This window comes from Rhodanobacter sp. FW102-FHT14D06, assembly GCF_043950705.1.
In the GTDB taxonomy this organism is placed as follows: domain Bacteria; phylum Pseudomonadota; class Gammaproteobacteria; order Xanthomonadales; family Rhodanobacteraceae; genus Rhodanobacter.
This window is the reverse complement of record NZ_CP170722.1, coordinates 3953894-3978227: the sequence shown is the minus strand read 5'-3', so window position 1 is coordinate 3978227 and position 24334 is coordinate 3953894. Positions and strand designations below refer to the sequence as shown.

Below are 24334 nucleotides of genomic sequence, written 5' to 3'. Positions count from 1 at the left end.
CCTGCCTGCTGCGTGCCGCCCATGATCTTTCGCTGGTTCGAATCCCTCATCGACGCGTTCAAGGAGCCGGCCGACGGCATGCCGCCGCGGCCGGTGTGGCGTTTCTACGTGTTCTATCTGCGCCAGGTGTGGCCGGTGTTCGCCGCCACGCTGGTGGTCGGCTTTGGCGTGGCGGTGGTGGAGGTGTCGCTGTTCGGCTTCATCGGGCGCATCGTGGACATGGCCAGCGGCACGCCGGCGGACCTGTTCCGCCTGCACGGCCAGGCGCTGATCTGGATGGCGCTGGTCGCACTGGTGGCGCGGCCGCTGCTCGGCGGCCTGCACGACTTGCTGGTGAACCAGGCGATCCTGCCCAGCCTCACCAACCGCATCCGCTGGCAGCACCATCGCTACGTGATCCGCCAGAGCCTGGGCTTCTTCCAGAACGATTTCGCCGGGCGCATCGCCAATCGCATCATCCAGACCGGCGCCTCGCTGCGCGATTCGGCCGTGCAGATCGTGGACGCGATCTGGTACATCGTGATCTACACCGGCAGCGCCATCGCGCTGTTCGCGCAGGCCGACGGCTGGCTGGCGGTACCGCTGACGGCGTGGATCTTCTGCTACATCGGCTTGCTGGCCTTCTTCATTCCGCGGGTGAAACAGCGCTCGTGGAAATCCTCGGAGGCGAAATCGAAGCTGATGGGCCGCGTCGTCGACGGCTACAGCAACGTGATGACGCTGAAGCTGTTCGCCCACACGCGCCGCGAGGAGGCGTACGTGGCCGAGGCGATGGGCGAGTTGATCGACAAGCATCGCCTGACGACCCGCCTGACGACGGCCATGGACGTCAGCATCACCGCGCTCAACGGCTTCCTCATCACCGGCACCTCGGCGCTGGCGATCTGGCTATGGAGCGAGGGGCGGGTGACCACCGGGGCGATTGCGTTGTCAATCGGGCTGGTGATCCGCATCAACAACATGTCCGGCTGGATCATGTGGGTGGTCAACGGCATCTTCGAGAACGTCGGCACCGTGCAGGACGGCATCACCACCATCTCGCAGCCGCGCGCGGTGCAGGACCGCGAAGGCGCGATGCCGCTGGAGGTGACCAACGGCGCGGTGCGCTTCGAGCACATCCACTTCCACTACGGCAAGCGTGGCGGCGTCATCGCCGGGCTGGATCTGGACGTGCGCGCGGGCGAGAAGATCGGCCTGGTCGGCCCGTCCGGCGCCGGCAAGTCCACCCTGGTCAACGTGCTGCTGCGGCTGTACGACCTCGAGGCCGGGCGCATCCTGATCGACGGCCAGGACATCGCACACGTCACCCAGGAAAGCCTGCGCTCGCAGATTGGCGTGGTCACCCAGGACACTTCGCTGCTGCACCGTTCGATCCGCGACAACCTGCTCTATGGCCGTCCCGATGCCAGCGAAGCGCAGGTGGCCGAGGCCGTGCGCAAGGCGCGCGCCGACGAATTCATCCCGCAGCTCAGCGATGGCGAGGGCCGTCGCGGCTACGACGCGCTGGTCGGCGAGCGCGGCGTGAAACTCAGCGGCGGCCAGCGCCAGCGCATCGCGATCGCCCGCGTCCTGCTGAAGGACGCGCCGATCCTGGTGCTGGACGAAGCAACCTCGGCGCTCGACTCCGAAGCGGAGGCGGCGATCCAGGACAGCCTGGACATCCTGATGCAGGGCAAGACGGTGATCGCGATCGCCCATCGCCTCTCCACCATCGCGCGGATGGACCGGCTGGTGGTGCTGGACAAGGGGCAGATCGTCGAGACCGGCACGCACGCCGAGCTGATCGCGCACGAGGGCTTGTACGCGCGACTGTGGAAGCGGCAAACCGGTGGCTTCGTGGCGGCGGAGGATGCACTCCCGTAGGAGCCCGCTGGCGGGCTCCTACGAGAGCTGCGGGCTCAACATGCCGCGCCGCTGCAGCAGGCGGGTTTGCCCGCCGTCGCCGCGCTTTCCAGCACCTCGGCCGCCGCGGTCAGCGCCTTCGCCGCGGCGGCACCCTTGCGCTCGCTGTAGCGGCTGACCAGGTAGTCGCTGCGCCCGCGCACCAGCAGGGTGAACTTGAACAGCTCCTCCATCACGTCCACCACGCGGTCATAGAACGACGAGGGTTTCATCCGGCCGTCGTCGTCGAACTCCTGCCAGGCCTTGGCCACCGAGGACTGGTTCGGGATGGTCAGCATGCGCATCCAGCGGCCCAGCACGCGCAAGGTGTTGACCACGTTGAACGACTGCGAGCCGCCGCAGACCTGCATCACCGCGAGCGTGCGCCCCTGCGTGGGCCGCACGCTGCCGTCTTCCAGCGGCAGCCAGTCGATCTGGTTCTTGAACACGCCGGTGATCGTGCCGTGCCGCTCGGGGCTGACCCACACCTGGCCCTCGGACCACAGCGACAGCGCGCGCAATTCCTGCACCTTGGGGTGGCTGGCCGGCACGCTGTCCAGCAGCGGCAGTTCGTGCGGGTCGAACACCCGCGTCTCGGCGCCGAAGTGGCGCAGGATGCGCTCGGCTTCCAGCGCCAGCTTGCGGCTGAACGACTGCGCGCGCAGCGAGCCGTACAGGATCAGGATGCGCGGCGGGTGGCCGGCATCGGCCGGCAAGGCCAGCTTGGCCAGGCTGGGGGTGTCCAGCACGTCGGCGGCGACATGGGGCAGGTCCGGGATCACGGCGGTTCCTGTTGCGTTGGTTTGACAATTCTATAATCATGGAAATATAGAAGCCAACCCGGAACCGTCGCCCATGCCCCCGTGTCGCGTCCTGTTCATCTGCACCGGCAATTCGGCCCGCAGCATCCTGTCCGAGGCCACCCTCAATCATTTGGGCGCGGGGCGCTTCGCGGCGTTCAGCGCCGGCAGCCAGCCGACCGGGCGCGTCAATCCGCATGCGATCGAGGAACTCCGGGCCCACGGCATCGCCACCGAAGGACTCGGCAGCAAGTCGTGGGACCGCTTCACCGAAGCGGGCGCGCCGTCGCTGGATATCGTGATCACGGTTTGCGACAACGCCGCCAGCGAGGCCTGCCCGGTGCTGTTCGGCGATTTCGTGAAAAGCCATTGGGGCCTGCCTGATCCGGCTGCCGCGCGGGACGCGGACGCTGCCGCGGCATTCCGGCGTGCGTACGCGCTGATCGTGCGGCGGATCACCGCGCTGCTGCAGCTGCCGGTGGAAACGATGGGCCGCGACGAGCTGCAAGAGGCGCTCGACCGCATCGGCAGCCTCACCGGCGAGGAAGCCCACGCATGAACCAGCCATCCGCCGCACTCGCCGCCGACGCGGTTTCTCCGGACGGTGCCCGCATCGGTTTTTTCGAGCGCTGGCTCACGCTCTGGGTGCTGCTGTGCATCGTCGCCGGCACGCTGCTGGGCCACCTGCTGCCGGGCAGCTTCGCGGCGCTGGGCAGCATGCAGGTGGCCCAGGTGAACCTGCCGGTCGCCGTGCTGATCTGGCTGATGATCACCCCGATGCTGCTGAAGATCGACTTCGGTGCGCTCGGCGGCGTGCGCCGCCAGTGGAAGGGCATCGGCGTCACGCTGTTCGTCAATTGGGCGGTAAAGCCGTTCTCGATGGCGCTGCTGGGCTGGATCTTCATCCGCCACCTGTTCGCCGGCCAGCTGCCAGCCGCGCAGCTCGATTCCTACATCGCCGGCCTGATCCTGCTGGCCGCCGCGCCGTGCACGGCGATGGTGTTCGTGTGGAGCAACCTGTGCAACGGCGAGCCGGCGTTCACCCTGAGCCAGGTCGCGCTGAACGACGCCATCATGGTGGTGGCGTTCGCGCCGATCGTGGCGCTGCTGCTGGGCATCTCCTCGATCACGGTGCCGTGGAACACGCTGTTGTTGTCGGTATTGCTGTACATCGTGGTGCCGGTGGCGCTCAGCATGCTGCTGCGGCGCCAGCTGCTGGCGCACGGCGGCGAGACTCGCTTGCAGACACTGCTGCAGCGGCTGGGGCCGGTATCGCTGGGCGCGCTGCTGGCCACCCTGGTGCTGCTGTTCGGTTTCCAGGGCCGGCAGATCCTTGCGCAGCCGGCGATCATCGCGCTGCTGGCGGTGCCGATCCTGATCCAGGTGTACTTCAACGCCGGCCTGGCCTACTGGCTCAATCGCCGCTTCGGCGTGCCGCACTGCGTGGCCGGCCCGTCGGCGCTGATCGGCGCCAGCAACTTCTTCGAGCTGGCGGTGGCTACCGCGGTGGGCCTGTTCGGCGTGCATTCCGGCGCGGCGCTGGCGACCGTGGTGGGCGTGCTGATCGAGGTGCCGGTGATGCTGTGGGTGGTGCGCATCGTCAACCGCAGCAAGCGCTGGTATGAATCGGCCCGGGAGTAGCGCCATGCAGAACAGGCAAGCCATCACCATCCTCGCCGCGCTCGCCCAGGAATCACGCCTGGCGGTCTACCGGCTGCTGATCGAACATGCGCCGGAAGGACTGGCGGCCAGCGCGATCGCGGAGAAGCTCGGCCTGCCCAACGCCACGCTGTCCTTCCACCTGAAGGAGCTGTCGCATGCCGGCCTGGTGAGCAGCCGGCAGAGCGGGCGCTTCATCTACTACGCGCCGGTGATGGAGGTGATGGACGAGCTGGTCGGCTACCTCACCGACCACTGCTGCAGCCAGTCCGGCGGCACCTGCGCACCGGCCACGCGCAAGAGCGCGCCGGCCAAGCGCGTGGCCGCGGCCGGCAGGCGGCGGTCGGGTTCGGCCTGAGCTTTTGCACGCGGCGGCGCAGACGGCGAAGTGAGGGCAGGGCGCGGAACCGGATATCCTCGGCGGCGGGGCTATCGAAAGGAATGATCGTGGAACACCTACTCGCCGTCGCGGTGAAGCACTCATGACGACCACCCGCATGGAAGCCGCCGACGCCTTCATCGCCAAATGGCGCGGCGTCACCGCCTCGGAGCTGTCCACCGCGCAGAGCTTCGCGCTGGACCTGTGCCGGCTGCTCGACGTGGAAGCGCCGCACCCGGATGCCGAGCAGCAATACATGTTCGAGCGGCCGGTCACCTTCAGTCACGGCGACGGCAGCAGCTCGGCCGGACGCATCGACTTGTACAAGCGCGGCTGCTTCGTGCTCGAAGCGAAGAAGCTCAAGGCGCCCACCCATACCAAGGGCTTCGACGACGCGATGCTGCGCGCACGCAGCCAGGCCGAGCAGTACGCCCGCGCGCTGCCGGCCAGCGAGGGCCGCCCGCCGTTCCTGCTGGTGGTGGATGTGGGCAACCGCATCGAGCTGTATGCGGAGTTCAGCCGCTCCGGCGCCACCTACACGCCGTTCCCCGACCCGCGCAGCCACCGCATCGCGCTCGACGAGCTGCGCGAGGAAAAGATCCGCGCGCGCCTGCGCACGATCTGGACCGACCCGCTCGCGCTCGACCCCAGTCGCGAATCCGCCCGCGTCACCCGCGAGATTGCCGCGCGGCTCGCCACCCTGGCGCGTAGCCTGGAAGCGGCCGGCCACCGCGCCGAGGCGGTCGCGCAGTTCCTGATGCGCTGCCTGTTCACCATGTTCGCCGAAGACGTGAAGCTGCTGCCGAGCGACAGCTTCCGCGACCTGCTGCTGAAATACGCCGACCAGCCCGACACCGCCATGCGCATGCTCGGCCTGCTCTGGCACGACATGGACAAGGGCGGCTTCAGCGGCGCCATCGCCAGCGAGGTGCTGCACTTCAACGGCAAGCTGTTCAAGCAGCCCGACACGCTGCCGCTCACCCGCGAGCAGGTCGCGCTGCTGATCGAGGCGGCCAAGGCCAAGTGGGAACACGTCGAGCCGGCCATCTTCGGCACCCTGCTCGAACGCGCGCTCGACCCCGGCGAGCGGCACAAGCTCGGCGCGCACTACACCCCGCGCGCCTACGTCGAGCGGCTGGTGCTGCCCACCGTGATCGAGCCGCTGCGCGGCGAATGGAGCGACGCCCATGCCGCCGCGCTCACCCTCGCCGCCGAAGGCAAGGCCGACGAGGCGGTGAAGACCCTGCGCGCATTCCACCACCGCCTGTGCACGGTCAAGGTGCTCGACCCTGCCTGCGGCAGCGGCAACTTCCTCTACGTCACGCTGGAACACCTGAAGCGCCTCGAAGGCGAAGTGTTCAACGCGCTGGACGAACTCGGCTACCGCCAGACCGGCCTGGCGCTGGATGGCGAGCGCGCCGACGCGCTCGGCGGCGAAACCGTCGACCCGCACCAGCTGCTCGGCATCGAGCTGAACCCGCGCGCCGCCGCCATCGCCGAAGTGGTGCTGTGGATCGGCTACCTGCAATGGCACTACCGCACCCGCGGCGACATCAACCCGCCGCAGCCGGTGATCCGCGACTTCCGCAACATCGAGAACCGCGATGCGGTGCTGGCCTACGACCGCATGGAGTACGTGCTCGACGAACGCGGCGTGCCGGTCAGTCGCTGGGACGGCGTGAGCATGAAGCCCTCGCCCGTCACCGGCGAGGACGTGCCGGACGACAGCAAGCGCGTGCCGCTGGAGCGCTACGTGAACCCGCGCAAGGCGGCGTGGCCGGAGGCGGATTTCGTGGTGGGGAATCCGCCGTTTATTGGCAACAAGCGGATGCGTGCGGCGTTGGGTGATGGCTACGTCGAAGCGTTGCGCGGTGCGTGGCCGGACATGCCCGATTCCGCCGATTTCGTCATGTACTGGTGGCATCACGCTGCCGTGTTGACGCAGCGCGGCGCGCTGCAACGCTTCGGCTTCATCACCACGAACTCGATCAGCCAGACTTTCAACCGCCGCGTCATCGAAGCCGCATTGTCTTCTTCCCTTCTCCCGGAGGGAAAAGGAAAGGCTCGGCCGCTGTCCCTGGTGTTTGCTATCCCCGATCATCCGTGGGTGGATACGGCAGATGGCGCGGCAGTTCGAATTGCGATGACCGTTGGACAAGCCGGAACCCAGCCAGGCCGGCAGGTCTCGCTTTTAGGCGAAACTGAAGGGTCGACCGGTGAATACGAGATCGTCACCCATACAAAACTCGGAACGATTCACGTCGACCTGACCGCTGGAGCCAACGTTGCTGGCGCCACACGCCTTCGCGCGAACCGCGGCCTCTCGGGTCAAGGAATCAAATTGGTAGGTGAGGGCTTCTACGCGAACGATGGCGATACGTTCCCTGAGATAAATCCAGTAACTGGCTTGCCTGTTGGACGCTTGATGGTTGGGCCCAAGGATGTGCTCAATGGAACAGGAGGACGTCTCGTCATCGACTTCTTTGGCATGACGGAACAACAAGCGAGGGCAACTTCGTCGGCGGCGTATCAGAAACTTTTGACCGAGGTGAAGCCGATCCGCGACCAGAACGCGCGTCCTTCCATACGCGAGCAATGGTGGAAGTTTGCCTGGGATCGGCCGGTGATCCGAAACGGACTAAAGGGGCTCCGACGCTACGTTGCAACTTTAGAAACTACCAAGCACCGGGCTTTCACGTTCGTGTCAGCGGATCGGCTCTGGGACGGCTCCTTGTTTGGAATTGCCATCGACGACGCTGCCCTCTTTGGCGTGTTGTCGAGCTGTGTTCACACCACGTGGGCACTAGCAGCAGGTGCAGACCTAGGGCCGACTCCACGCTACAACAACACGCTTTGCTTCGATCCCTTTCCATTCCCGAAAGTGATGATCGAGCAACAACAAACCCACCTGTCTAACCTCGCCGAACAACTCGACGCCCACCGCAAACGCCAGCAGGCTGCGTACCCCGACCTCACTCTCACCGGCATGTACAACGTGCTGGACAAGCTGCGCAGCGGCGAGCCGCTGACGGCGAAGGAGCGGGTGATCCACGAGCACGGCCTGGTCTCGGTCCTGCGCCAGCTGCACGACGAGATCGACGCGGCGGTGCTCGATGCCTACGGCTGGGGCGACCTGTTGCCGCTGCTGCGCGTGGCGCACGGTAATGACGCGCCCGCCGATGGCGCCAGCCGCGACGAGGCGAAGCGCGCCTTCGACGAGGCGATCCTCGAACGGCTGGTGGCGCTCAATGCGGAACGCGCGGCGGAAGAAGCGCGCGGCCTGGTCCGCTGGCTGCGCCCCGCATTCCAGCACCCGACCGCGCAGGCGGCACCGGAGCAGGCCGAGCTTGCCGCCGGGCAGGGCGGGGACGAACCCGCTGCACCGGCCGCCGCGGCCAAGCCGCTGCCGTGGCCGAAGGACGCGGTGGCCCAGGTGCGTGCCGTAGCCGACGCGCTCGCCGCCAGTCCGGTCGCGCTCGACGCGGACGCGCTGGCGACCCGCTTCACCGCCCGCGGCCCGTGGAAGAAACGCCTGCCGCAACTGCTCGACATGCTGGTGGCGCTGGGCCGCGCCCGCGAACAGGACGGCCGCTACAGCAGCCGATGACGGTACCGGGCGCGCTGCGTCAGCGGCCACCACGGCAGCGGACATCATCAGCCCGGCGGGATGGCCGCCGGGTCCATCCAGAATGCTTCCCACACGTGGCCATCGGGATCGGCCAGGCTGCGGCTGTACATGAAGCCGTGATCCTGCGCGGGGTTGATGTCGGCCGTGCCGCCGTTCGCCGCGGCCGTGCCGTTCATGGCATCGACCGCGGCGCGGTCGTCGAGCGAGATCGCCAGCATCACTTCGCTGGCGCCTGCGCTCGGCAGCGGCCGCTCGGTGAAGCCGCGCCATTTGGCGTGGGTGAGCAGCATGACGTGGACGGCCTCGCTCCACACCATGCACGCGGCGGTGTCGTCGCTGAAGTGGGGGTTGTTCGCAAAGCCGAGGGATGCGTAGAAGGCCATCGACTTCTTGAGGTCGGCGACCGGCAGGTTCACGAAGATCATCTTGGGCATGGCGGGGTCTTCCGGTGGTGGGGGATACGGAGAGCGGCGCTGCTCGTCTCCCGTAAGACGATTGGCGGGCGGCGATTTCGACACGGCCGGCGAAGGTTGCCGCCGCCGCCCGGGCTGCGTCGTCGCCGAGCCACGTTCAGCGGTCCCGCACATCCGGCATCGCCACGCCCAGCTCGCGGCAATGGCGTTCGTACTCCGCCAGTTGCGTGCTGGCCGATGCGCGGGCGGTCACCGCACCGCCCGGGCCGAGAAACTCGACCGTGCCCATCACGATCACCAGCGCCAGCATCGGCTCGTCGCCGACGATCTTCCACCAGTCGGTGTTGCCCGGCGGCTCGTAGACGTAGTCGCCCGGGCCGATCAGCTCGCCGGTGCACAGCTTGCGCGTGCCGCTGAGGTTGTACGCGTGGATCTCGCCGGTATGCCGATGCAGCGGCATCACCGTGCCCGGTTCCATGCGCAGCAGCTCGACGAAACCGCGGTCGTCGGCGAAGAAGCGCAACGGGCTGGACGACTTGCCGGGCGTGGAGGAGGGCACCCAGTGCCGCGCGGCGGCGGTGCTGAAGCGGGCGGGCAAATAGTCGTGCAGGCGGGCGGAACGATTCATGGCGTGTCCTCAGGCGGCGATGGCGGCGAGATAGCGTGCGAACGAGGCATCGACCGCCGCGCGGCCGCCGCCGATGATGTTGCGGCCCCAGGTGAAGCCGTAGACGTCCACGAAGTCGCAGCCGGCCAGGCGCGAGCGCATGCGGTGCACGTCGGCCGCCGGCATCGGCATGAAGTTGGGGTAGCTGTGCATGAACGAGACGTGGCGGCGGTCGCTGGCGACGTGCGGCGCGTCGCCGGAGAACAGCGCGCCGCCGGGTCGCGGCCCGTTCTTCCAGTGCAGCACGGTGCTGCCGGGAAAGTGGCCGCCGCTGTTGATCAGGGTCACCGCGTCGGACAGGCGGTAGACCTCGCCGCGCCAGAACTGCACGTTCGGCGACGGCCGGCGCACCCAGTCGCGGTCCGCCTCGTGCAGCAGGATCGGCACGTTGCCGAGCGCCTCGCTCCACTCCAGCATCGAAGCGTAGAAATGCGGGTGCGAGATCGCGATCAGGTCCACGCCGCCGCGCGCCTTCAGGGCGGCGACCGCCTCGTCGGTGACCAGGCTCAAGGCTTCCCACAGGATGTTGCCCGCGTCGGTGGGCAGGTACAGCGCGCGCTGGTTGATGGCGAAATCCGGCGCCAGGCCGATGCCGAGCACGCCGGCTTCGTCCTGCAGGCGCAGCGTGTGGGTGGCTTTCAGGGCGTCGTGCGTCGTCCAGGTCTGGCCGCGCGCGCCGACGTATTGGCGCTCATCCTCGCAGACGGCGCAGTGCGTGGGGACGTTCGGGTATTGCGTGCCGCAGGTTTCGCAGATGGCGTTTGTCATGGTCTGGCCTCGCTTGGGGCGGGGGGTGCCCGCCGGCTTTTCGACTCGGGAACGGCGGGCGGCGCCCGCCGTACGGTGCCGACTCTAGGCATAATCTGGACCTGTGATTGATCCATTCCCGAGAGATTCCATGGAACCAGTTTTTCCGTTCCCCGTGCTGCTGCCGCGTGGCTCAGGCACGCTCACGCAGGCGCTGCACCAGCAATTGCGCGCGGCGATCCTGGACGGCCGCCTGCCACCACACGCCGCGTTGCCCGCCACGCGGAAAGTGGCCGAGGCCCTGGGCGTGGCGCGAAATACCGTGGTCGCCGCCTACGACCTGCTGATCGCGGAGGGTTACCTGGCCCCACGTCAGGGCGCCCGGCCGCGGGTCGCCGAGTTCGTTCGGCGGCGATCCAGGCCGCTGCACACGGGCGCGGACGAATCGCGTTTCGCGCCGGCATGGCGCACGCCGTTCCTGCAGCCGTCGCCGGCGCGCAGCCTGCCCGAGCGAAATTTCCGTCTGGGCATTCCCGACCACCGCCATTTTCCGCACGAGGTCTGGCGCCGGCTGATGGCGCAGACGCTGCGCCAGAGCGCGCGCGAACCATTCGCCTATGCACCGTCGCAAGGGATCCCTGCCTTGCGCGAGGCGATCGCGCAGCACGTCGCGTTCACCCGCGCGGTGGCCTGCGGCGCCGACGATGTGATCGTCACCTCCGGCGCGCAGCAGGCGTTCGACCTGATCGCCCGCCTGCTGGTCACGCCGGGGCAGACGAAGGTGGCGGTGGAGGAACCGGGCTACCCGCCGGTGCGCGCCGCGTTCGCCGCCGCCGGCGCGCAACTGGTGCCGCTGCCGGTGGACGACGAGGGCCTGCGCGTCGAGCGCCTGCCCGACGACGTGCGCATCATCAGCGTCACCCCGTCGCACCAGTCGCCCACCGGCGTGGCGATGTCGCTGCGTCGGCGTGCCGACTTGCTCGACTTCGCGCGTCGTCGCCATGCGGTGATCGTGGAGGACGACTACGACGGCGAGTTCCGCTTCGGCGACCGTCCGCTCGATGCGCTGCAGACGCTGGACCGCGACGCCCTGGTGTTCTACGTCGGCACTTTCTCCAAGAGCATGTTTCCCTCGCTGCGCAAGGGCTTCGTGGTGGCGCCGGCGTGGGCGCGCAGCGGGCTGGTCACCGTCAAGCACTGCGTCGACTCGCATTGCGACGGCATAACCCAGGCCGCGCTTGCCGCCTTCATCCGCGACGGCCACCTCGCGCGGCACGTGCGCCACATGCGGCCGATCTACGCCGAGCGCCGCGCGGCCCTGCTCGACGCGCTGCAGGGTGAGCTCGGCCGCTGGTTGCAACCGATTCCCTCCGAAGCCGGCCTGCACCTGGCCGCGCGATTCCGCGACCCCGCGCGGGCGGCCCGGCTCATGCCGATCATCCTGCGCCACGCGGTCGGCGCCGAATCCACCGCCAGCTACGCGATGACGCGCACGATCGAGCCGGCGGTGACGTTCGGCTACGGCGTGATCGATCCGCACGCCATCACCAGGGCGTTCGCCCAGTTGCGCCGCGTCCTGGCCTGAAGCGCTTGCGGCCACCGGGGTGGCCGTGCATCATCGCGCGGCACGCGTCGGCGGATACGCATCGAGGCGGCTTTTCGCCGCGACAGGCTGGCGAGGGAACGGGGGAAAGGGATGGGAAGAAGGATGTGGGCGATGGTGGCCGCCGTGCTGCTTGGCGGCTGCGCCACGGGCTATCACTCCGACAAGGGGGTGATCCGCGGTTACACCGGCGGTTACTGGGAGCAGCCCGGCCCGGGTGAACTGCTCAAGGTGGGTTTCTCCGGCAACGGCTACATCGACCGCGACACCACCCACGCCTATCTGATGTACCGCTGCGCCGAGCTGGCGCTGCAGCGGCACAAACGGTATTTCCGCCTGTACGAATCGCTGCCGGATGCCATCCGCGACCGCCCCACCATGGACCTCACCGTTGGCTGGGTGGCGGGCGACATGGGCGACTGGGTGTTCGTGCTGTTCGACCAGGACTACTCCGCTGGCGACCTCGACGCGGGCGAGATCGAGAAGCGCTACGTCTCTTATGTCCATGCACAGGCAGGCCACCGATGAGCGCCGATCACGTCACCCGCCGGCTGCTGACCGCCGTGGCCGCTGCCGTTCTTGGCGGCTGCGCGGGGCTGCCGATGTACCAGCCGGCGGCCGGCCAGCCGCTGGCCACGATCAAGCTGTCGCCGAACCTGGCCAGCCAGGCGATGCCGCTGAGTTTCTGCGATGGTCGCCGGTGCTACGACCTCAAGAGCAGCCACGGCGAGCTGCAGGTGCCGACGGGCGAGCGCCTGATGCTGTTCAAGGTGCTGGTGGCCAGCGGCTACCAGCGGATGTATTCGTGTTCGCCCGACCTGACCTTCGTGCCCTATCCGGGCGTGGTCTATTACGCGGACTTTGCGTTGCGCGCGGAGCACTGCGTGCTGGGCCTGTATCGCGATGCGCCGGCCAGCCGCGTGGGCATCCTGTTCGAGCCGACCGTGCGCGCGGTGCCGCACAAGCACGCCGGTTGAACTGCCGCCGGCGCCGACCGTGTGCGCGCCGCCCGGGCAGGCGATACTGGCCGCCCCTGGCGACCGGAACCGTACCATGACCTCACGCGTGATCCTTGCCGCGCTGCTCGCCGCGTTGGCCTTGCCGGCACTGGCCCGGGCCGATGCCGTGTCCGACTTGCGTGCCACCTTGGGCAAACTGCAGCCGGCGCAGCCGCTGCTGGCCACGGCGCGCGTCAGCAGCACGGTGAAGAAGGAAGACGGCAAGATCGAGCGCGCGCAGCTGCAGCTGGGCGTGCGCAGCGGCACCGATGGCCTGGAGTTGCATTTTTCGCCGGAGCTGCTGCAGCGTGCCGCGGCCGAGGCGGCGGTGAACGCGAAGAACAAGGATGCGCCGACGCCGGTGCAGGACCTGCTCGGCCAATTGAGCCCGGTCAACGTGCAGCCGATGGTGAATTACGCGCCGGTGCTGCTGCGCCAGCTCGACGGCGCGACCCTGGCCAGCCAGCGCGACGACACCCGCAACGGCAAGCCGGCGCGCCTGCTGGTGTTCGACGTGCCGATGCCGCCGTCAGCGAACAAGGAGATGTCGGTCAAGAAGTACGCCGGCCAGCTCAGCGTGTGGCTGGGCGCCGATGGCGTGCCGGTGGCGGTGCGCAACGTGCTGGCGATCAAGGGGCGCAAGCTGCTCATCAGCATCGAGTTCGGCACCACCACCGACTACGCGTTGCAGCAGGTCGGCACGCGCCTGCTGGCGGTGTCGCGGCGCACCGAGGAAAACCACTCCGTGTTCGGCCACGACGGCAGCAGCGTGACCGAGGCGGTGCTGGCGCCGATGGCGCCGGGCCACTGAGCGGAGCCGGCCGCATCCCGGCAGCCGCGCCAAGTCCGTCGGGGCCCGTCCGCGGGCTCCGACGGCGGCGTTGCGCTCACCGCGACCCTAGTGGTGCTTCTTTTTCGACAGTGCGTCGAGCAGCAGCCCCATGCCCGCGGCGGCCTGCTCGCCGCGGTTGCCGTTGCCGTTGCCGTTGCCATCGCCGAGCAGGCCCAGCGAACCGCCACGCAGTTGCTGGAAGTCCAGCGAATACTGGTTGCCCACGCGCACCTTCTGCTGGCCGGGGATGGGCTGCAGATCCTCCACCGGCAAGTCGGCGGCGAACACGTTGCCGACCGGCGTCGACGCGACGCTGCGGCTGAAGATCCAGCTGGCCGTGCGGCTTGATCCCGGCGCGATGGTGAAGTTGCCCTTGACCCCGCTGCGGCTGATCACGGCGATGCCGACGATGCGCTCGGGATAACGCCAGTCGATGGAATAGGTGTTGCCGTAGTTGTCGGTCATGGTCGCCGCCCCGCGCCACGGAAAGGCCAGCGAGACGGGCTCGCTGCCGGTGTTGCGGAAGCGCACGTTGAGGCGCAGGAAGTGGGTGCGATGCGTACGGTCCCACGACGGGCTGACCGAGGTCACCTCGGCCACGAACGGACCGGCATCGAAGCAGGACACGCCGGCACAGTCGGCCGCGTGGGCGGGAACGCCTGGCATGGCCACGGCAAACAGCGTGGCCAGCGCGAGTGCGGGCAGGCGGGTGGCGAAGGCACGGACTCGGATCATGATGGTGGCTCCTGGGCTGGTGGAGGGTTGGGGCGGACGGTCAGTCCCTGGTCGTGACACGCGCCACGGTGCTGCCGCTGCGGCTGTCGCGAAGGCTCCACGAGTCGACGTGCGCCACCACGGTTCCGCCGCCGGGGCCCGGCAACACCTTGCGGATGTGCACGGTGGCATCGAGCAGCAGCGAGTCGTTGCCGATCCTGTCGACGATCGCCTGCGCCTGGTCTTTCGGCACGCTCCAGCTCTGTGCGGCCAGCGCGTTGTCGAACTTGAGATTCACGGTCTGCTCCTGCGCCTTGAAGGTGTAGACCGCACCGGGCGACAGCGCGCCCACGGTGAACTCGCCGTAGGTGGGGTCGTAGCTGCTCAGGTTCGCCTGGAGGGTGAATTGCAGCATGCCCACGCCGCGCACTGCGGCCAGGCCGGCCTCGAACTCGGCGCGCACGGCAGCGCGGCGTGCCGCCTTGTCGGCACCGGGTGCGTAGCGCACGCGTTGATCGGCCTCCACCCACTGGTCGACCGGCGGCGCGATGCCGGCCAGGTCGTAATAGAGGAACACCATGGTGGCGTTGTCCGGGTTGTTCAGCGTGCCGCTGCGGCCGGCCAGGCTGCCGGCATCGGCGCCGGGCGCCGCGGCTCCGGCCGGTCGCGTCGGCGTTGCCGCGGCCGGCTCGCCCACTGCCGTGGCGGCGGTCGGTGCGGCTGGCGATTTGCCGCAACCGGCCAGCAACAGCGCTGCCAGCACAAGGCAGAGCGGAACCGTGCCGGTGCGGGGGATCGGATTCATGCGCATGCCTGCGTACCTCACAGTTGGGGCGCCTGGGCGTTCTTGCCCGCGTCGCGCACCTGTTGCGCGCGGCGTTCGGCATCCATCGCCTGCAGCCCCTGCTGGGTGTCGGTCAATGCCTGGTAGCCGCCGGCCTGGTCGACCACGCCGACCTGCAGGTACTGCGCCAGCGCCGGATTGCCGCGCAGCGGAACCACGTTGGCAGCCACCACCAGGCCGCAATCCGCCGACAGGCTCACGCCGCTGTCCGGGTCGGCGGCGCCGCGACACCGGTTGAACAGCGGCGAGGTCTCGGTGATCAGGCGTCCGCGCGGGTCGTAGGCCCAGCGCAGCTGGTGGGTGTCGCCTTGGTCGTTGCGCTCGGTGGAGGCGCCGTATTTCTCCAGCAGGGCCTGCTCGACGCTGTCCACGGTCGGGTTGCGATCCTGCTCGAACCACTGCTCGCGGGCCACGCTGATGGCTTTCTCCTGGCCCGGCATGCCCATCGTGGCGACGAACCACTTCGACTGGCCCGGCTGCATGTCCTGGCGGACCGCGTTCATGCCCCGCGCCATCGCATCGCGCTCCATCTCCTGCATGATCTGGCGGCCGCTCTTGTTCACCCGCGGCTCGGCGAAGCGCGCACTGAAGCCCTGGCGGACGGTCTGCCCGAAGGTGTTGATCTCGAAGCCGCGACTGTTCTCGGGCTTGATCACCAGCAAGGGGCCGCTGCACATCACCGCGTTGGCGGCCTGCTCGTAGCTCATGCCGGGACGCACGCCGACGATGTCGTCCACCGGCGTGCCCGGAGCGTTCGGCGCGGCATCGACCGGGCAGTCGACATCGCCTCGCGCGGTGGCGGCGACGTCCTCGGCCGACGCGTCGCCGGACGGCGCCGCCGCCGGTGCCGCGGCTCGGCCATCGCTTCCGGCGGTGGCCGCGCCGGGCTTGTCCGCGCCGCAGGCGCAGAGCAGGCCGGCGATCAGCAGGAGACCTGCAAGCTGTGTGGTGTGCATGGTGCTGGTCCTCATCGAAGGGATAGGGAAGTGCCCGGGTCGTGCGGGCCGGCGCGTTCACGCATCCGGCGGTGGCGTGTCGTTGCCCGCGCTGCTGCCGTGCTCGCGGGCCATCTGGGCGGCGCGGGCCTGTGCCGCGCGCGCTTTCTGCTGCACGCGCTCCGCCTGGGTGCGCATCTGCGCTTCGAGGGCCGCCGGATCGAGGTCGCGCGCGGTGTCGTTGAAGATCACCACCCAGCCGCTGGCGTAGACCACCAGGCCCAGGCTGAAGGCGAGGAAATACAGCACCAGCGATGAGGCGCCCGCTGCCCGCAAGCCGGGCAGTGCGCCGAGCAGGCCGCCGCCCATCCCGCCCAAGGCGAGCATGGCGTTGCCGTAGCCGCCCGGCTGGCCGTAGCCGGCGTGGCCGATGTGGACCATCTGCTGCAGCGCGCCGGAGGTGGCCACGCCGAGCGAGACGATCAGCACGGCAAGCACGATCACGAACGCCGCCATCAGGTTGAGCAACACGCCGCGCAGCGCGGTGTCGAACAACCGCGAGCGGATCACCAGCACCGTGGTGGCGACGATGCCGAACACCGAGCGCCCCTTGCAGGCAGCCACCGCCGCCAGCGGCACGGCGATGAACAGCAGTGCGTACAGCGTCACGCCCACCACCAGGGCCACGACCGGAAACACCACGTAGTTGAGCGGCGGCCCGATGCCGGGGATCTGGGTGACCAGGAACAGCGCGCCGGCTGCCAGCAGCAGCAACAGCATCGCGATGCACAGCAGCAGCATCGCCAGCAGCACCTTGATCGCGGCGAAGAAGCCGCTGATCGCCGCGACAGCGATGCCGGCCGGCCGCTGCCCACGACCCGTCTGCAACTGCCGCAGCGTCACGGCGCAGTAGCCGGCTTCGCCCACCAGCCAGGCGAGCACCATCAGCAGCAGGCCGAAGGTCGAGCCAATGCTGCCGGCGGCGAAGCCGGCCGTGGCCAGCGCCGTGAGCGCCAGCGCCAGGATCGCCGCCAGCGCGACCAGGGCGAGGTTGGCCGGGCTGCGCAAGGTTTCCAGTGCGGACAGGAAACTGCCGGGTCCGGCAGCGCTTGCAGTGGTTGGCGTGGACATCGGGATCACCTCGTGGCGGATGGACGTTCAACGGGTACGACAGCGGTCATTCGCGGCAGGCCACCTGCAGGGTGTTGCCGTGGCAACGCAGCCGGTCGGCGGTGGCCGCCTTGCCGTTGACCGCGCACACGGCACCCATCTGGTGCACCAGCTCGCGGTCGCGGTTCATCGCGCTGATCCGCGCGTCGTTGCAGCCGCTGGCGTCGACATCGACCCAACTGGTCCGGTGGTCGCATCCCGCGGCGCAGGCCAGGATCAGCAACAGCGACGCGGCGGACGGATGCGGCAGGGATCGCATGGCGGGCTTCGCGGCAGTGGCAGTGGACGGAGCGATTGGCGCACGCCGGCGGCCGCCAAGTCGTCACGGCGGCCTAACCGATCACTAACGGCGGTGGCGATCGTTGCGGGGCGCGGCTCGCGCCGCACTGCCATCTGCGGCATAGTTCCCGTGGGGGGCCTATGCAGCCGGTCGAACAGGGCGACGAACAACCGCTTTATCGGTACACCTTCGGCAACGTCGAATTCGACGAGGCGCGCGGCGAGTTGCGCGTCGACGGCCAGCCGGTGGAACTGGAGCAACGCCCGCAGCAGGTGCTCGCTTGCCTGCTGCGTCGCGCCGACGAGGTGGTGCCGCGCGAGGAGTTGTTCGCGACGGTATGGGGCGCGCGGCCTACCGTGGACAACGTGCTGGCCAACGCGGTCGCCAAGCTGCGCAAGGCGTTCGGCGCCGGTGGGCATGGGCGCATCGTCAACCTGCCGCGGGTCGGTTATCGCCTGCACGGGCCGGTGGAGCGGACCGTTTCCGGCCGGCGTCTGCACAGTCTGCTGTCGTTGGCTGCAGGGCAGAGCGTGCCCGGGCGCGAACACTTCCGCCTGCGCAAGCAGCTCGGGCCGGCGCACGGCAACGAGGTCTGGCTGGCCCGCCACGACAAGACCGGCGAATTGCGCGTGTACAAGTTCAGTGCCGACGGTGAGCGCCTGGCGGCGCTCAAGCGCGAGGCCACGATCCACCGGCTGTTGCGCGAGAGCCTGGGCGAGCGCGTCGACTTCGTGCGCGTGATCGACTGGAACTTCGCCACCGCGCCGTTCTATCTGGAATGCGAGTACGGCGGCGAGGACCTGGCGCAATGGGCCGCCGGCTCGCCCGGCCTGGCCGCGCTGGACTTGCCGCAGCGGTTGCAGCTGTTCCTGCAGATCGCCGATGCCATCGTCGCCGCTCACGAAGTCGGCGTGCTGCACAAGGACATCAAGCCGGCCAACGTGCTGATGCGGCCGGCCGGCGACGGCTGGCAGCCGCGGTTGGCGGATTTCGGCGCCAGTCGGCTGCTCGAGCCCGAACGCCTGCAGGAACTGGGCATCACCGCGCTGGGCCTGACCCTGACTCAGGCGGCCGGCGACTCGAGCGCCACCCCGCTGTACCTGGCGCCGGAGCTGCTGGCGGGCCAGCCGCCGACGGTGCAGAGCGACGTCTATGCGCTTGGCCTGATGCTGTACCAACTGGTAGTGGGCGACCTGCGCCGGCCGCTGGCACCCGGATGGGAGGCCGACGTCGACGACGAGTTGCTGTGCGAGGACATCGCCGCGGCGACCGCCGGCGCGCCCGCGCGCCGGCTGCGCAGCGTGGCCGAGCTGTGCGCGCGATTGCGCCGGCGCGAGGCGCGCCAGGTCGAACGCAGCCGGCTGCGCGAGGCCGAGGCGCGTGCGCATCGCGCCGAGCAGCGCCTGCAGCGCAGCCGTGCACGACGGCCGTGGATCGTCGCCGCCGTGCTGCTGCTGCTGGTCGGCCTGGCTACCAGCTTGTGGCAGTTCCAGCGTGCCCGCGTGGCCCGCGACGAAGCGCAGCGGCAGGCCGCATTGGCTACCGCGACCAATCAATTCCTCAACCAGGACCTGCTGGGTGCAGGCATCGGCGGTGACTCGCCGGCGTGGTACGAGAAGAACCCCCGCCTCGGCGACATCCTCGATGCCGCGGCCACGCGCGTGGACCAGCGCTTCGGCAAGGCACCGCTGTTGGCGGCCGGCCTGCACCAGACCCTGGGCCGCGCGTATCGCAGCACCGGTGATTACCGCAAGGCGCTGGCCCACCTGCTGGCCGCAGCCGGTTTGCTGCGCCAGAAGCTCGGCCGCGCGGACGAACGCAGCCTGCTGGCCGAGTACGAACTGGTGGTGATGCAGGCGCACATGTCGCAGTTCAAGCAGGCCACGGCGCGCCTTGACGAGGCCGATGCGGCCGCCGGCGTGACCCGCCAGGCAGTGTCAGAGGTGAGCCTGCGCTCGCACATGGCGCGCGGCGACCTGGCCTACCAGCAGTTGCAAGTGCAGGTGGCGCTGGACAACTACCGTGCCGCGCTGACCACGCAGAAGATCCTGCATCCGGATGATGCGCTGATGTCCGCCCACCTGCTGCTGGGCATCGCCGGCTGCCAGCTGCGCCTGGACCGGGCCGGCGAGGCCGAACGGATCGCCCGCGAAGTGCTGGGCGGGCCGGCCTACACCGAGCAGCGCGTGGGCCGGGCGGTGCTGGCGCTGGCGCACTCGCGGCTGGGCGACGCGCTGCGCGCGCAGGGTCACCATGCCGCGGCCATCGTGGCCACGCAGCAGGCGCTGGCGGACTACGAGGCGACGCAAGGGCCCAGCGGGCAGGGCACGATCACGGCGCTGAGTTCGCTGGGCTACCTGTATTCGCTGAGCGGCGACGAGGCCAGGGCGCTGGTGGTGCAGCGCGACGTCTACCGGCGCGCGCTGGCACGCTGGGGTCCTCGCCACCAGTACACCCTGGTCGAGCAGCTCAACCTTGGCTCGCAGGAGCAGGAGGCCGGTGACCTGCCCGCCGCGCTGGCCGATCTGCGCGCGGCCGAGGATGGCCTGGTGGCGGTGTCCGGCGAACGTAGTCCCGCGGTGCAGGCGGCGCGCGTCGCGCGCGCCGACGTGCTCAGCCAGTTGGGTCGCCAGGCCGAAGCGCTGGCCCTGATCGAGCATGTCGATCCGGCGGCCTACCAGGCCAGCACTGCCGATCCGGGCCGCGCCTCCGTGCTTGGCGCGCTGCACGCGCAGATCCTGCTGCGCATGGGAAGGCGCGCCGAAGGGACAGCACGGATGCAGCAGGCATTGCGCAACATGAGCGCCGCTGGCGTACCGGAGGATGAAATCGCCCGCTATCGCAAGGACCTGCCCGAGAGCGCGGTGGCCGCGCAGTGATTGCCGAGCGCCCCCTCGCGAACCCGCGAAAACCAACCAGGCATCCGGATGTCCGGACCGCCGGCTGGCGTGAATGGGCGGAGTGCGACATGGTATCCAGACAGCAACCCCTGCACTGCGGCACGCTGCTCGTGCGTCGCCATTGCAGCCGATGCGGCATTTTTCCGTGGCGCCGCCTCCGGCGGCGTCCGATCAGGACCGGCAGCAGTCCAGCGCGCGGTCAGGCAAGGCGAACCACCGCAACATCCACCTGTAAGGAGATGGAAGATGAACACCCGTTTTGAACGTACCGGCCCGCTCACCGAACTGACCAGCTACCCCCAATGGGCGCAGGACATGGTGGCCGATTGCGAAGCCGCCAAGCAAGGCGTCGTGCGGCACGAGATGTGGGACCTGATGAGGGAGGCTTCGCTCAGCCACACGGCGACGCGTCACTTCATGGTCGGGATCTGGCCGGTGATCGAGCGTTTCCCGGCGTACATGGCGCTGAGCCTGCTCAAGACCCGCTTCGGCCGCAGCCCCGGCGACAACCTGGCCCGGCGCTGGCTGGTGCGCAACATCCGCGTGGAGCAGAACCATGCCGAATACTGGCTCAACTGGGCCGAAGGCGCGGGCGTTGAGCGCGAGGACGTGCTGAACGGCCGGGCGCCGCACGGCACCGGTACCCTGGCGGACTGGTGCGAGGAGATTTGCGCCAGCGGTTCGCTGGCGGCGAGCATCGCAGCCACCAACTACGCCGTCGAGGGGGCCACTGGCGAGTGGTCGCAGCGCGTATACGAAAGCAAGGCCTATGCCGAGAGCTTCGCGCCGAAGGAACGTGCCGGCAGTTTGCGCTGGCTTCAACTTCATGCCGCTTATGACGATACCCATCCGTGGGAGGCGCTGGAGATCGTCTGCACGTTGATGGGGACGACCCCGGCCGCGCACGACGTGGAACATATTGCCAGTTGCATCAAGCGCAGCTATGTAAGCATGCGCATCAGCATGGATCATTGCATCGGCACGCGTTACGAGTTGGAGGCCCTGAGGGAAGCCGCCGCCTGACGTACAGAACTGCAGCAACCAAGGAGCACGCAGTGGGTCACAAGGCACCAGTCATGGTAGAAGGGGCATGATGCGCACTTCCCGAGCCACCTTGCAAAAGCCATTGTCGCGGCGACTGATGCCGCTGGCGTATGCGCTGATCGCGATGGTGGGGCTGATGCTGGCCTTGACCTGGGGCGCGTTGCAGATCCAGATCACTCTCGCCGGTTTCCTCAACGGCGAGAGTCTGTGGTCCAAGGCGCAGAAGCAGTCGGTGATCGACCTGGAAGCCTATGCGATCAGCGGCGACGCCGCGGACCTGGCCGGCTTCAGGCGCCACTACGCGGTAGTGCTCTCCGATCGCTGGGCCCGCGATGCGATCGCCTCGGGCCAGTTCGACCACGACAAGGTCGCCCAGGCGTTCGCCCGGGGCAGCGTGATCCCCGATGCCATCCCCGGGATGATCTTCATCCTCCAGCATTTTTCGTCGGCGCCGCACATCAGCGAGGCGCTTCGCGCCTGGTACTCGGTCGACGACGCCATTACCGAGCTGGACGAGATTGCCGGCGAGTTGCAACGCGCCTACGCGGCCGGTGGCCTGCCGCCGGCCGAGCAGCTTCGCCAACGCAGTCGCATCCACGAATTGAACCGCTTCATCGAGCCGCGCACCAATGTCTTCTCGGTCGAGGTGGCGCGCGGCGCCTCGTGGGTCGGCAAGCTGCTCTTCGGTGGCGTGGTCGCGGTCACCCTGGTCGCCGTGCTGCTGTGGCTGGGCATGGCCCGGCGCATCCTGGAGAGCATCCGCGGCAGCGAAGAGCGCTACCGGCTGCTGTTCGACAGCGCCGCCGACGCGATCGTGATGATCGACGAAGGCAGCGGACGCATTCTCGACGTGAACCGCACGGCGGCGGCCTGGACCGGGCGCAGTGCGAAGGAGCTGATCGGCGACCGCTACGTGCACCTGTTCCTGCAGCCGCTGGCCGGCCAGCAGGCGGGGCGTGCCGCCACCAACGCGCTGCTGGCCGCCGACGGCAGCTCCCGCCCGGTGGAGACCCAGACCAGCGTTGCCCGCTGGGGTGAGTTGCCGGTGTGCCAGGCGATCATCCGCGACATCTCCGAGCGGGTGGCGATGGAACAGGAGCGCCGGGTGGCGGCCGAGGCGCTGGCCAGCATCGCCGAGGGCGTGGTCATCGCCGATGCGCAGCAGCGGATCACCTCGACCAATGCGGCGCACACCGAGCTGACCGGCTTCAGCAGCCTGGCGCTGCAGGGCCGGCGGCTGGGCGACACGCGCCGCCTGCCGGACGGACGTGCGCTGCCGAAAGCCATCTGGGACGAGGTGGCCGCCGGCGGCAACTGGATCGGCGAGGTGCTGAGCACCCGCGCCGACGGCACGACCTATCCGGAACACTTGAGCCTCAGCGCGATCCGCAATGGCGACGGCCACGTGACGTATTACGTGGCGGTGTGCACCGACATCCACGAGGCCAAGGCCAACCAGCGCCGGCTGGAACACCTGGCCCGGCACGATCCGCTCACCGGCCTGGTCAATCGCGCCGAGTTCGAACGCTACTGCAGCGAGGCGATCGCCCAGGCCGAGCGCGAGCGGCTGGCGGCGGTGGTGCTGTTCATCGACCTGGATGCATTCAAGATCGTCAATGACAGTTACAGTCACGCGATCGGCGACCGCTTGCTGGTGAAAGTGGGCGAGCGCATCAGCCGGCAGCTCTCCGACGGCGACGTGGCCGGGCGCATCGGCGGCGACGAGTTCACCGTGCTGCTGCCGCGACTGAGCCTGCGCGAGGATGCGCGGGCGATCGTCAACCGGTTGCTGGCGACGCTGTCCGAGCCGCTGGTGCTGGACGATTACGAGGTCGTGCTCACCGCCAGCATCGGCGTGGCCGGCTACCCGCTGGACGGCAACGACGCGGCCACCCTCATCGCCAACGCCGACGCGGCGATGTATGCGGCCAAGACCGAGGAGCGCAACGCGTTCCGCTTCTACACGCCGATGATGCATGCCGACAACCGGCGCCGCCTGCAGCTGGCGACCGAACTGCGCCAGGCACTGAGCCGGGGCGAGTTCCGCCTGGTGTTCCAGCCCAGCATCGAGCTGGGCAGCGGGCGCATCGTTGCGGTGGAGGCGCTGCTGCGCTGGCAGCATCCGGAGCGCGGCGAGGTACTGCCCGGCGAGTTCATCCCGGTGGCGGAGAGTCTGGGCCTGATCCGGCGCATCGACGAATGGGTGCTGCAGGCCACCTGCGCCCAGATCCAGGCCTGGGACTTGGCCGGCGTGCCGCCGATCCGCGTGGCGGTGAACATCTCCGCGCGCTGGTTCGGCCATCCGTCCTTCGTCGACGGGGTCAGCCGCACCTTGCAGTCGCGCCGCGTGTCGCCGCACCGCCTGCTGCTGGAGATCACCGAGAGCGCGATGCTGCGGCTGGGCGACGACACCCAGCGCACCATGCAGACGCTGGACATGCTGAACATCGACGTGGCCATCGACGATTTCGGCACCGGCTACTCCTCGATGGCATACCTCAAGCTGCCGGCCGTCACTTACCTGAAGATCGACCGCTCTTTCGTCACCGGCCTGCCCGGCGACGCCAACGACGCGGCGATTACCGAGGCGATGCTGGCGATGTCGCGCAGTCTGGGCCTGGTCACCATCGCCGAAGGCATCGAGACCGAGGCGCAGCACGAGTTCCTGCTGCGCGCCGGTTGCGTCGAGGGGCAGGGCTACCTCTACTCGTATCCGTTGCAGCCCGACGAGATCCAGGCACTGCTCAGCCCCAACCAGCAGAGCGGCTCCCCCCGTCTGCGATTGGTGCCGCCACGGCGCGGTTGATCGGCATGCGGCGCGTGGCATCGACCCGGCTGCT

Annotated in this window: 21 protein-coding genes; 12 read left to right on the top strand and 9 right to left on the bottom strand. The window is 69.0% G+C overall.

Annotated features, from left to right (window positions below; all coding sequences use genetic code 11):
• Positions 1 to 24 precede the first annotated feature (24 nt).
• Entirely contained in the window at positions 25 to 1863 is a 1839-nt protein-coding gene (locus ACFCQI_RS18040; protein ID WP_395121403.1) for an ABC transporter ATP-binding protein, read from the top strand.
• Positions 1864 to 1898: 35 nt separating this feature from the next.
• On the opposite strand, the gene arsH is transcribed toward ACFCQI_RS18040, so the two are convergent.
• Complete coding sequence (gene arsH / locus ACFCQI_RS18035; RefSeq protein ID WP_395118939.1) at positions 1899 to 2663, bottom strand: arsenical resistance protein ArsH; 765 nt, start codon at positions 2661 to 2663, stop codon at positions 1899 to 1901.
• Between the two features lie 73 nt (positions 2664 to 2736).
• On the opposite strand from arsH, the gene ACFCQI_RS18030 reads away from it, so the two are divergent.
• The 4 genes from ACFCQI_RS18030 (at position 2737) to ACFCQI_RS18015 (ending at position 8326) form a co-directional block, all read left to right on the top strand.
• Positions 2737 to 3240, top strand: coding sequence for an arsenate reductase ArsC (locus tag ACFCQI_RS18030; RefSeq protein WP_395118937.1), 504 nt, complete (start codon positions 2737 to 2739; stop codon positions 3238 to 3240).
• Complete coding sequence (arsB, locus tag ACFCQI_RS18025) at positions 3237 to 4322, top strand: ACR3 family arsenite efflux transporter (protein ID WP_395118935.1); 1086 nt, start codon at positions 3237 to 3239, stop codon at positions 4320 to 4322. Before ACFCQI_RS18030 ends, arsB begins: the two co-directional genes overlap by 4 nt.
• Positions 4323 to 4326: 4 nt before the next feature.
• On the top strand, positions 4327 to 4698 hold the full coding sequence (locus ACFCQI_RS18020; protein ID WP_395118933.1) for an ArsR/SmtB family transcription factor: 372 nt from the start codon (positions 4327 to 4329) through the stop codon (positions 4696 to 4698).
• Between the two features lie 124 nt (positions 4699 to 4822).
• Complete coding sequence (locus ACFCQI_RS18015; protein ID WP_395118931.1) at positions 4823 to 8326, top strand: class I SAM-dependent DNA methyltransferase; 3504 nt, start codon at positions 4823 to 4825, stop codon at positions 8324 to 8326.
• Positions 8327 to 8373: 47 nt separating this feature from the next.
• Here ACFCQI_RS18015 and ACFCQI_RS18010 read toward each other — a convergent pair whose 3' ends face one another.
• The 3 genes from ACFCQI_RS18010 to ACFCQI_RS18000 form a co-directional block, all read right to left on the bottom strand.
• The gene (locus tag ACFCQI_RS18010) at positions 8374 to 8781 is read right to left on the bottom strand and encodes a VOC family protein (RefSeq protein ID WP_395118929.1); all 408 of its coding nucleotides are present in this window, start codon (positions 8779 to 8781) and stop codon (positions 8374 to 8376) included.
• A gap of 136 nt (positions 8782 to 8917) precedes the next feature.
• Positions 8918 to 9388 (bottom strand): cupin domain-containing protein, encoded by a 471-nt coding sequence (locus tag ACFCQI_RS18005; protein ID WP_395118927.1) that lies wholly within the window; start codon positions 9386 to 9388, stop codon positions 8918 to 8920.
• A gap of 9 nt (positions 9389 to 9397) precedes the next feature.
• Entirely contained in the window at positions 9398 to 10195 is a 798-nt protein-coding gene (locus ACFCQI_RS18000; protein WP_395118925.1) for an MBL fold metallo-hydrolase, read from the bottom strand.
• A 130-nt stretch (positions 10196 to 10325) separates the two neighbouring features.
• On the opposite strand from ACFCQI_RS18000, the gene ACFCQI_RS17995 reads away from it, so the two are divergent.
• The 4 genes from ACFCQI_RS17995 to ACFCQI_RS17980 all read left to right on the top strand — a co-directional run bounded on the left by ACFCQI_RS17995 (position 10326) and on the right by ACFCQI_RS17980 (position 13586).
• The gene (locus tag ACFCQI_RS17995; RefSeq protein ID WP_395118923.1) at positions 10326 to 11759 is read left to right on the top strand and encodes a PLP-dependent aminotransferase family protein; all 1434 of its coding nucleotides are present in this window, start codon (positions 10326 to 10328) and stop codon (positions 11757 to 11759) included.
• 132 nt (positions 11760 to 11891) lie between these two features.
• Positions 11892 to 12305 (top strand): CC0125/CC1285 family lipoprotein, encoded by a 414-nt coding sequence (locus ACFCQI_RS17990; protein WP_395118921.1) that lies wholly within the window; start codon positions 11892 to 11894, stop codon positions 12303 to 12305.
• On the top strand, positions 12302 to 12754 hold the full coding sequence (locus ACFCQI_RS17985) for a hypothetical protein (protein WP_395118920.1): 453 nt from the start codon (positions 12302 to 12304) through the stop codon (positions 12752 to 12754). Before ACFCQI_RS17990 ends, ACFCQI_RS17985 begins: the two co-directional genes overlap by 4 nt.
• A 76-nt stretch (positions 12755 to 12830) precedes the next feature.
• Positions 12831 to 13586 carry a hypothetical protein gene (locus tag ACFCQI_RS17980; protein ID WP_395118918.1) on the top strand — a complete coding sequence of 252 codons (756 nt, stop codon included), beginning with the start codon at positions 12831 to 12833 and terminating at the stop codon, positions 13584 to 13586.
• Between the two features lie 87 nt (positions 13587 to 13673).
• Here ACFCQI_RS17980 and ACFCQI_RS17975 read toward each other — a convergent pair whose 3' ends face one another.
• The 5 genes from ACFCQI_RS17975 to ACFCQI_RS17955 are packed head-to-tail and all read right to left on the bottom strand — an operon-like array spanning position 13674 to position 17529.
• The gene (locus ACFCQI_RS17975) at positions 13674 to 14342 is read right to left on the bottom strand and encodes a hypothetical protein (RefSeq protein ID WP_395118916.1); all 669 of its coding nucleotides are present in this window, start codon (positions 14340 to 14342) and stop codon (positions 13674 to 13676) included.
• Between the two features lie 40 nt (positions 14343 to 14382).
• Positions 14383 to 15126, bottom strand: coding sequence for a hypothetical protein (locus ACFCQI_RS17970; RefSeq protein WP_395118914.1), 744 nt, complete (start codon positions 15124 to 15126; stop codon positions 14383 to 14385).
• A gap of 17 nt (positions 15127 to 15143) precedes the next feature.
• Positions 15144 to 16121 carry a hypothetical protein gene (locus tag ACFCQI_RS17965; protein ID WP_395118912.1) on the bottom strand — a complete coding sequence of 326 codons (978 nt, stop codon included), beginning with the start codon at positions 16119 to 16121 and terminating at the stop codon, positions 15144 to 15146.
• Positions 16122 to 16178: 57 nt separating this feature from the next.
• Complete coding sequence (locus tag ACFCQI_RS17960; RefSeq protein WP_395118910.1) at positions 16179 to 17231, bottom strand: hypothetical protein; 1053 nt, start codon at positions 17229 to 17231, stop codon at positions 16179 to 16181.
• 46 nt (positions 17232 to 17277) lie between these two features.
• Positions 17278 to 17529 (bottom strand): hypothetical protein, encoded by a 252-nt coding sequence (locus ACFCQI_RS17955; RefSeq protein ID WP_395118908.1) that lies wholly within the window; start codon positions 17527 to 17529, stop codon positions 17278 to 17280.
• Between the two features lie 161 nt (positions 17530 to 17690).
• Between ACFCQI_RS17955 and ACFCQI_RS17950 the strand changes: the two genes are divergently transcribed.
• From ACFCQI_RS17950 to ACFCQI_RS17940, 3 genes are all read left to right on the top strand, one after another.
• Positions 17691 to 20429, top strand: a complete 2739-nt coding sequence (locus ACFCQI_RS17950) for a winged helix-turn-helix domain-containing protein (RefSeq protein ID WP_395118906.1) — start codon at positions 17691 to 17693, stop codon at positions 20427 to 20429.
• Between the two features lie 267 nt (positions 20430 to 20696).
• Positions 20697 to 21473, top strand: coding sequence for a TenA family transcriptional regulator (locus ACFCQI_RS17945; RefSeq protein WP_395118904.1), 777 nt, complete (start codon positions 20697 to 20699; stop codon positions 21471 to 21473).
• 70 nt (positions 21474 to 21543) lie between these two features.
• On the top strand, positions 21544 to 24300 hold the full coding sequence (locus ACFCQI_RS17940) for a putative bifunctional diguanylate cyclase/phosphodiesterase (RefSeq protein ID WP_395118902.1): 2757 nt from the start codon (positions 21544 to 21546) through the stop codon (positions 24298 to 24300).
• The last annotated feature ends 34 nt before the right edge of the window (positions 24301 to 24334 follow it).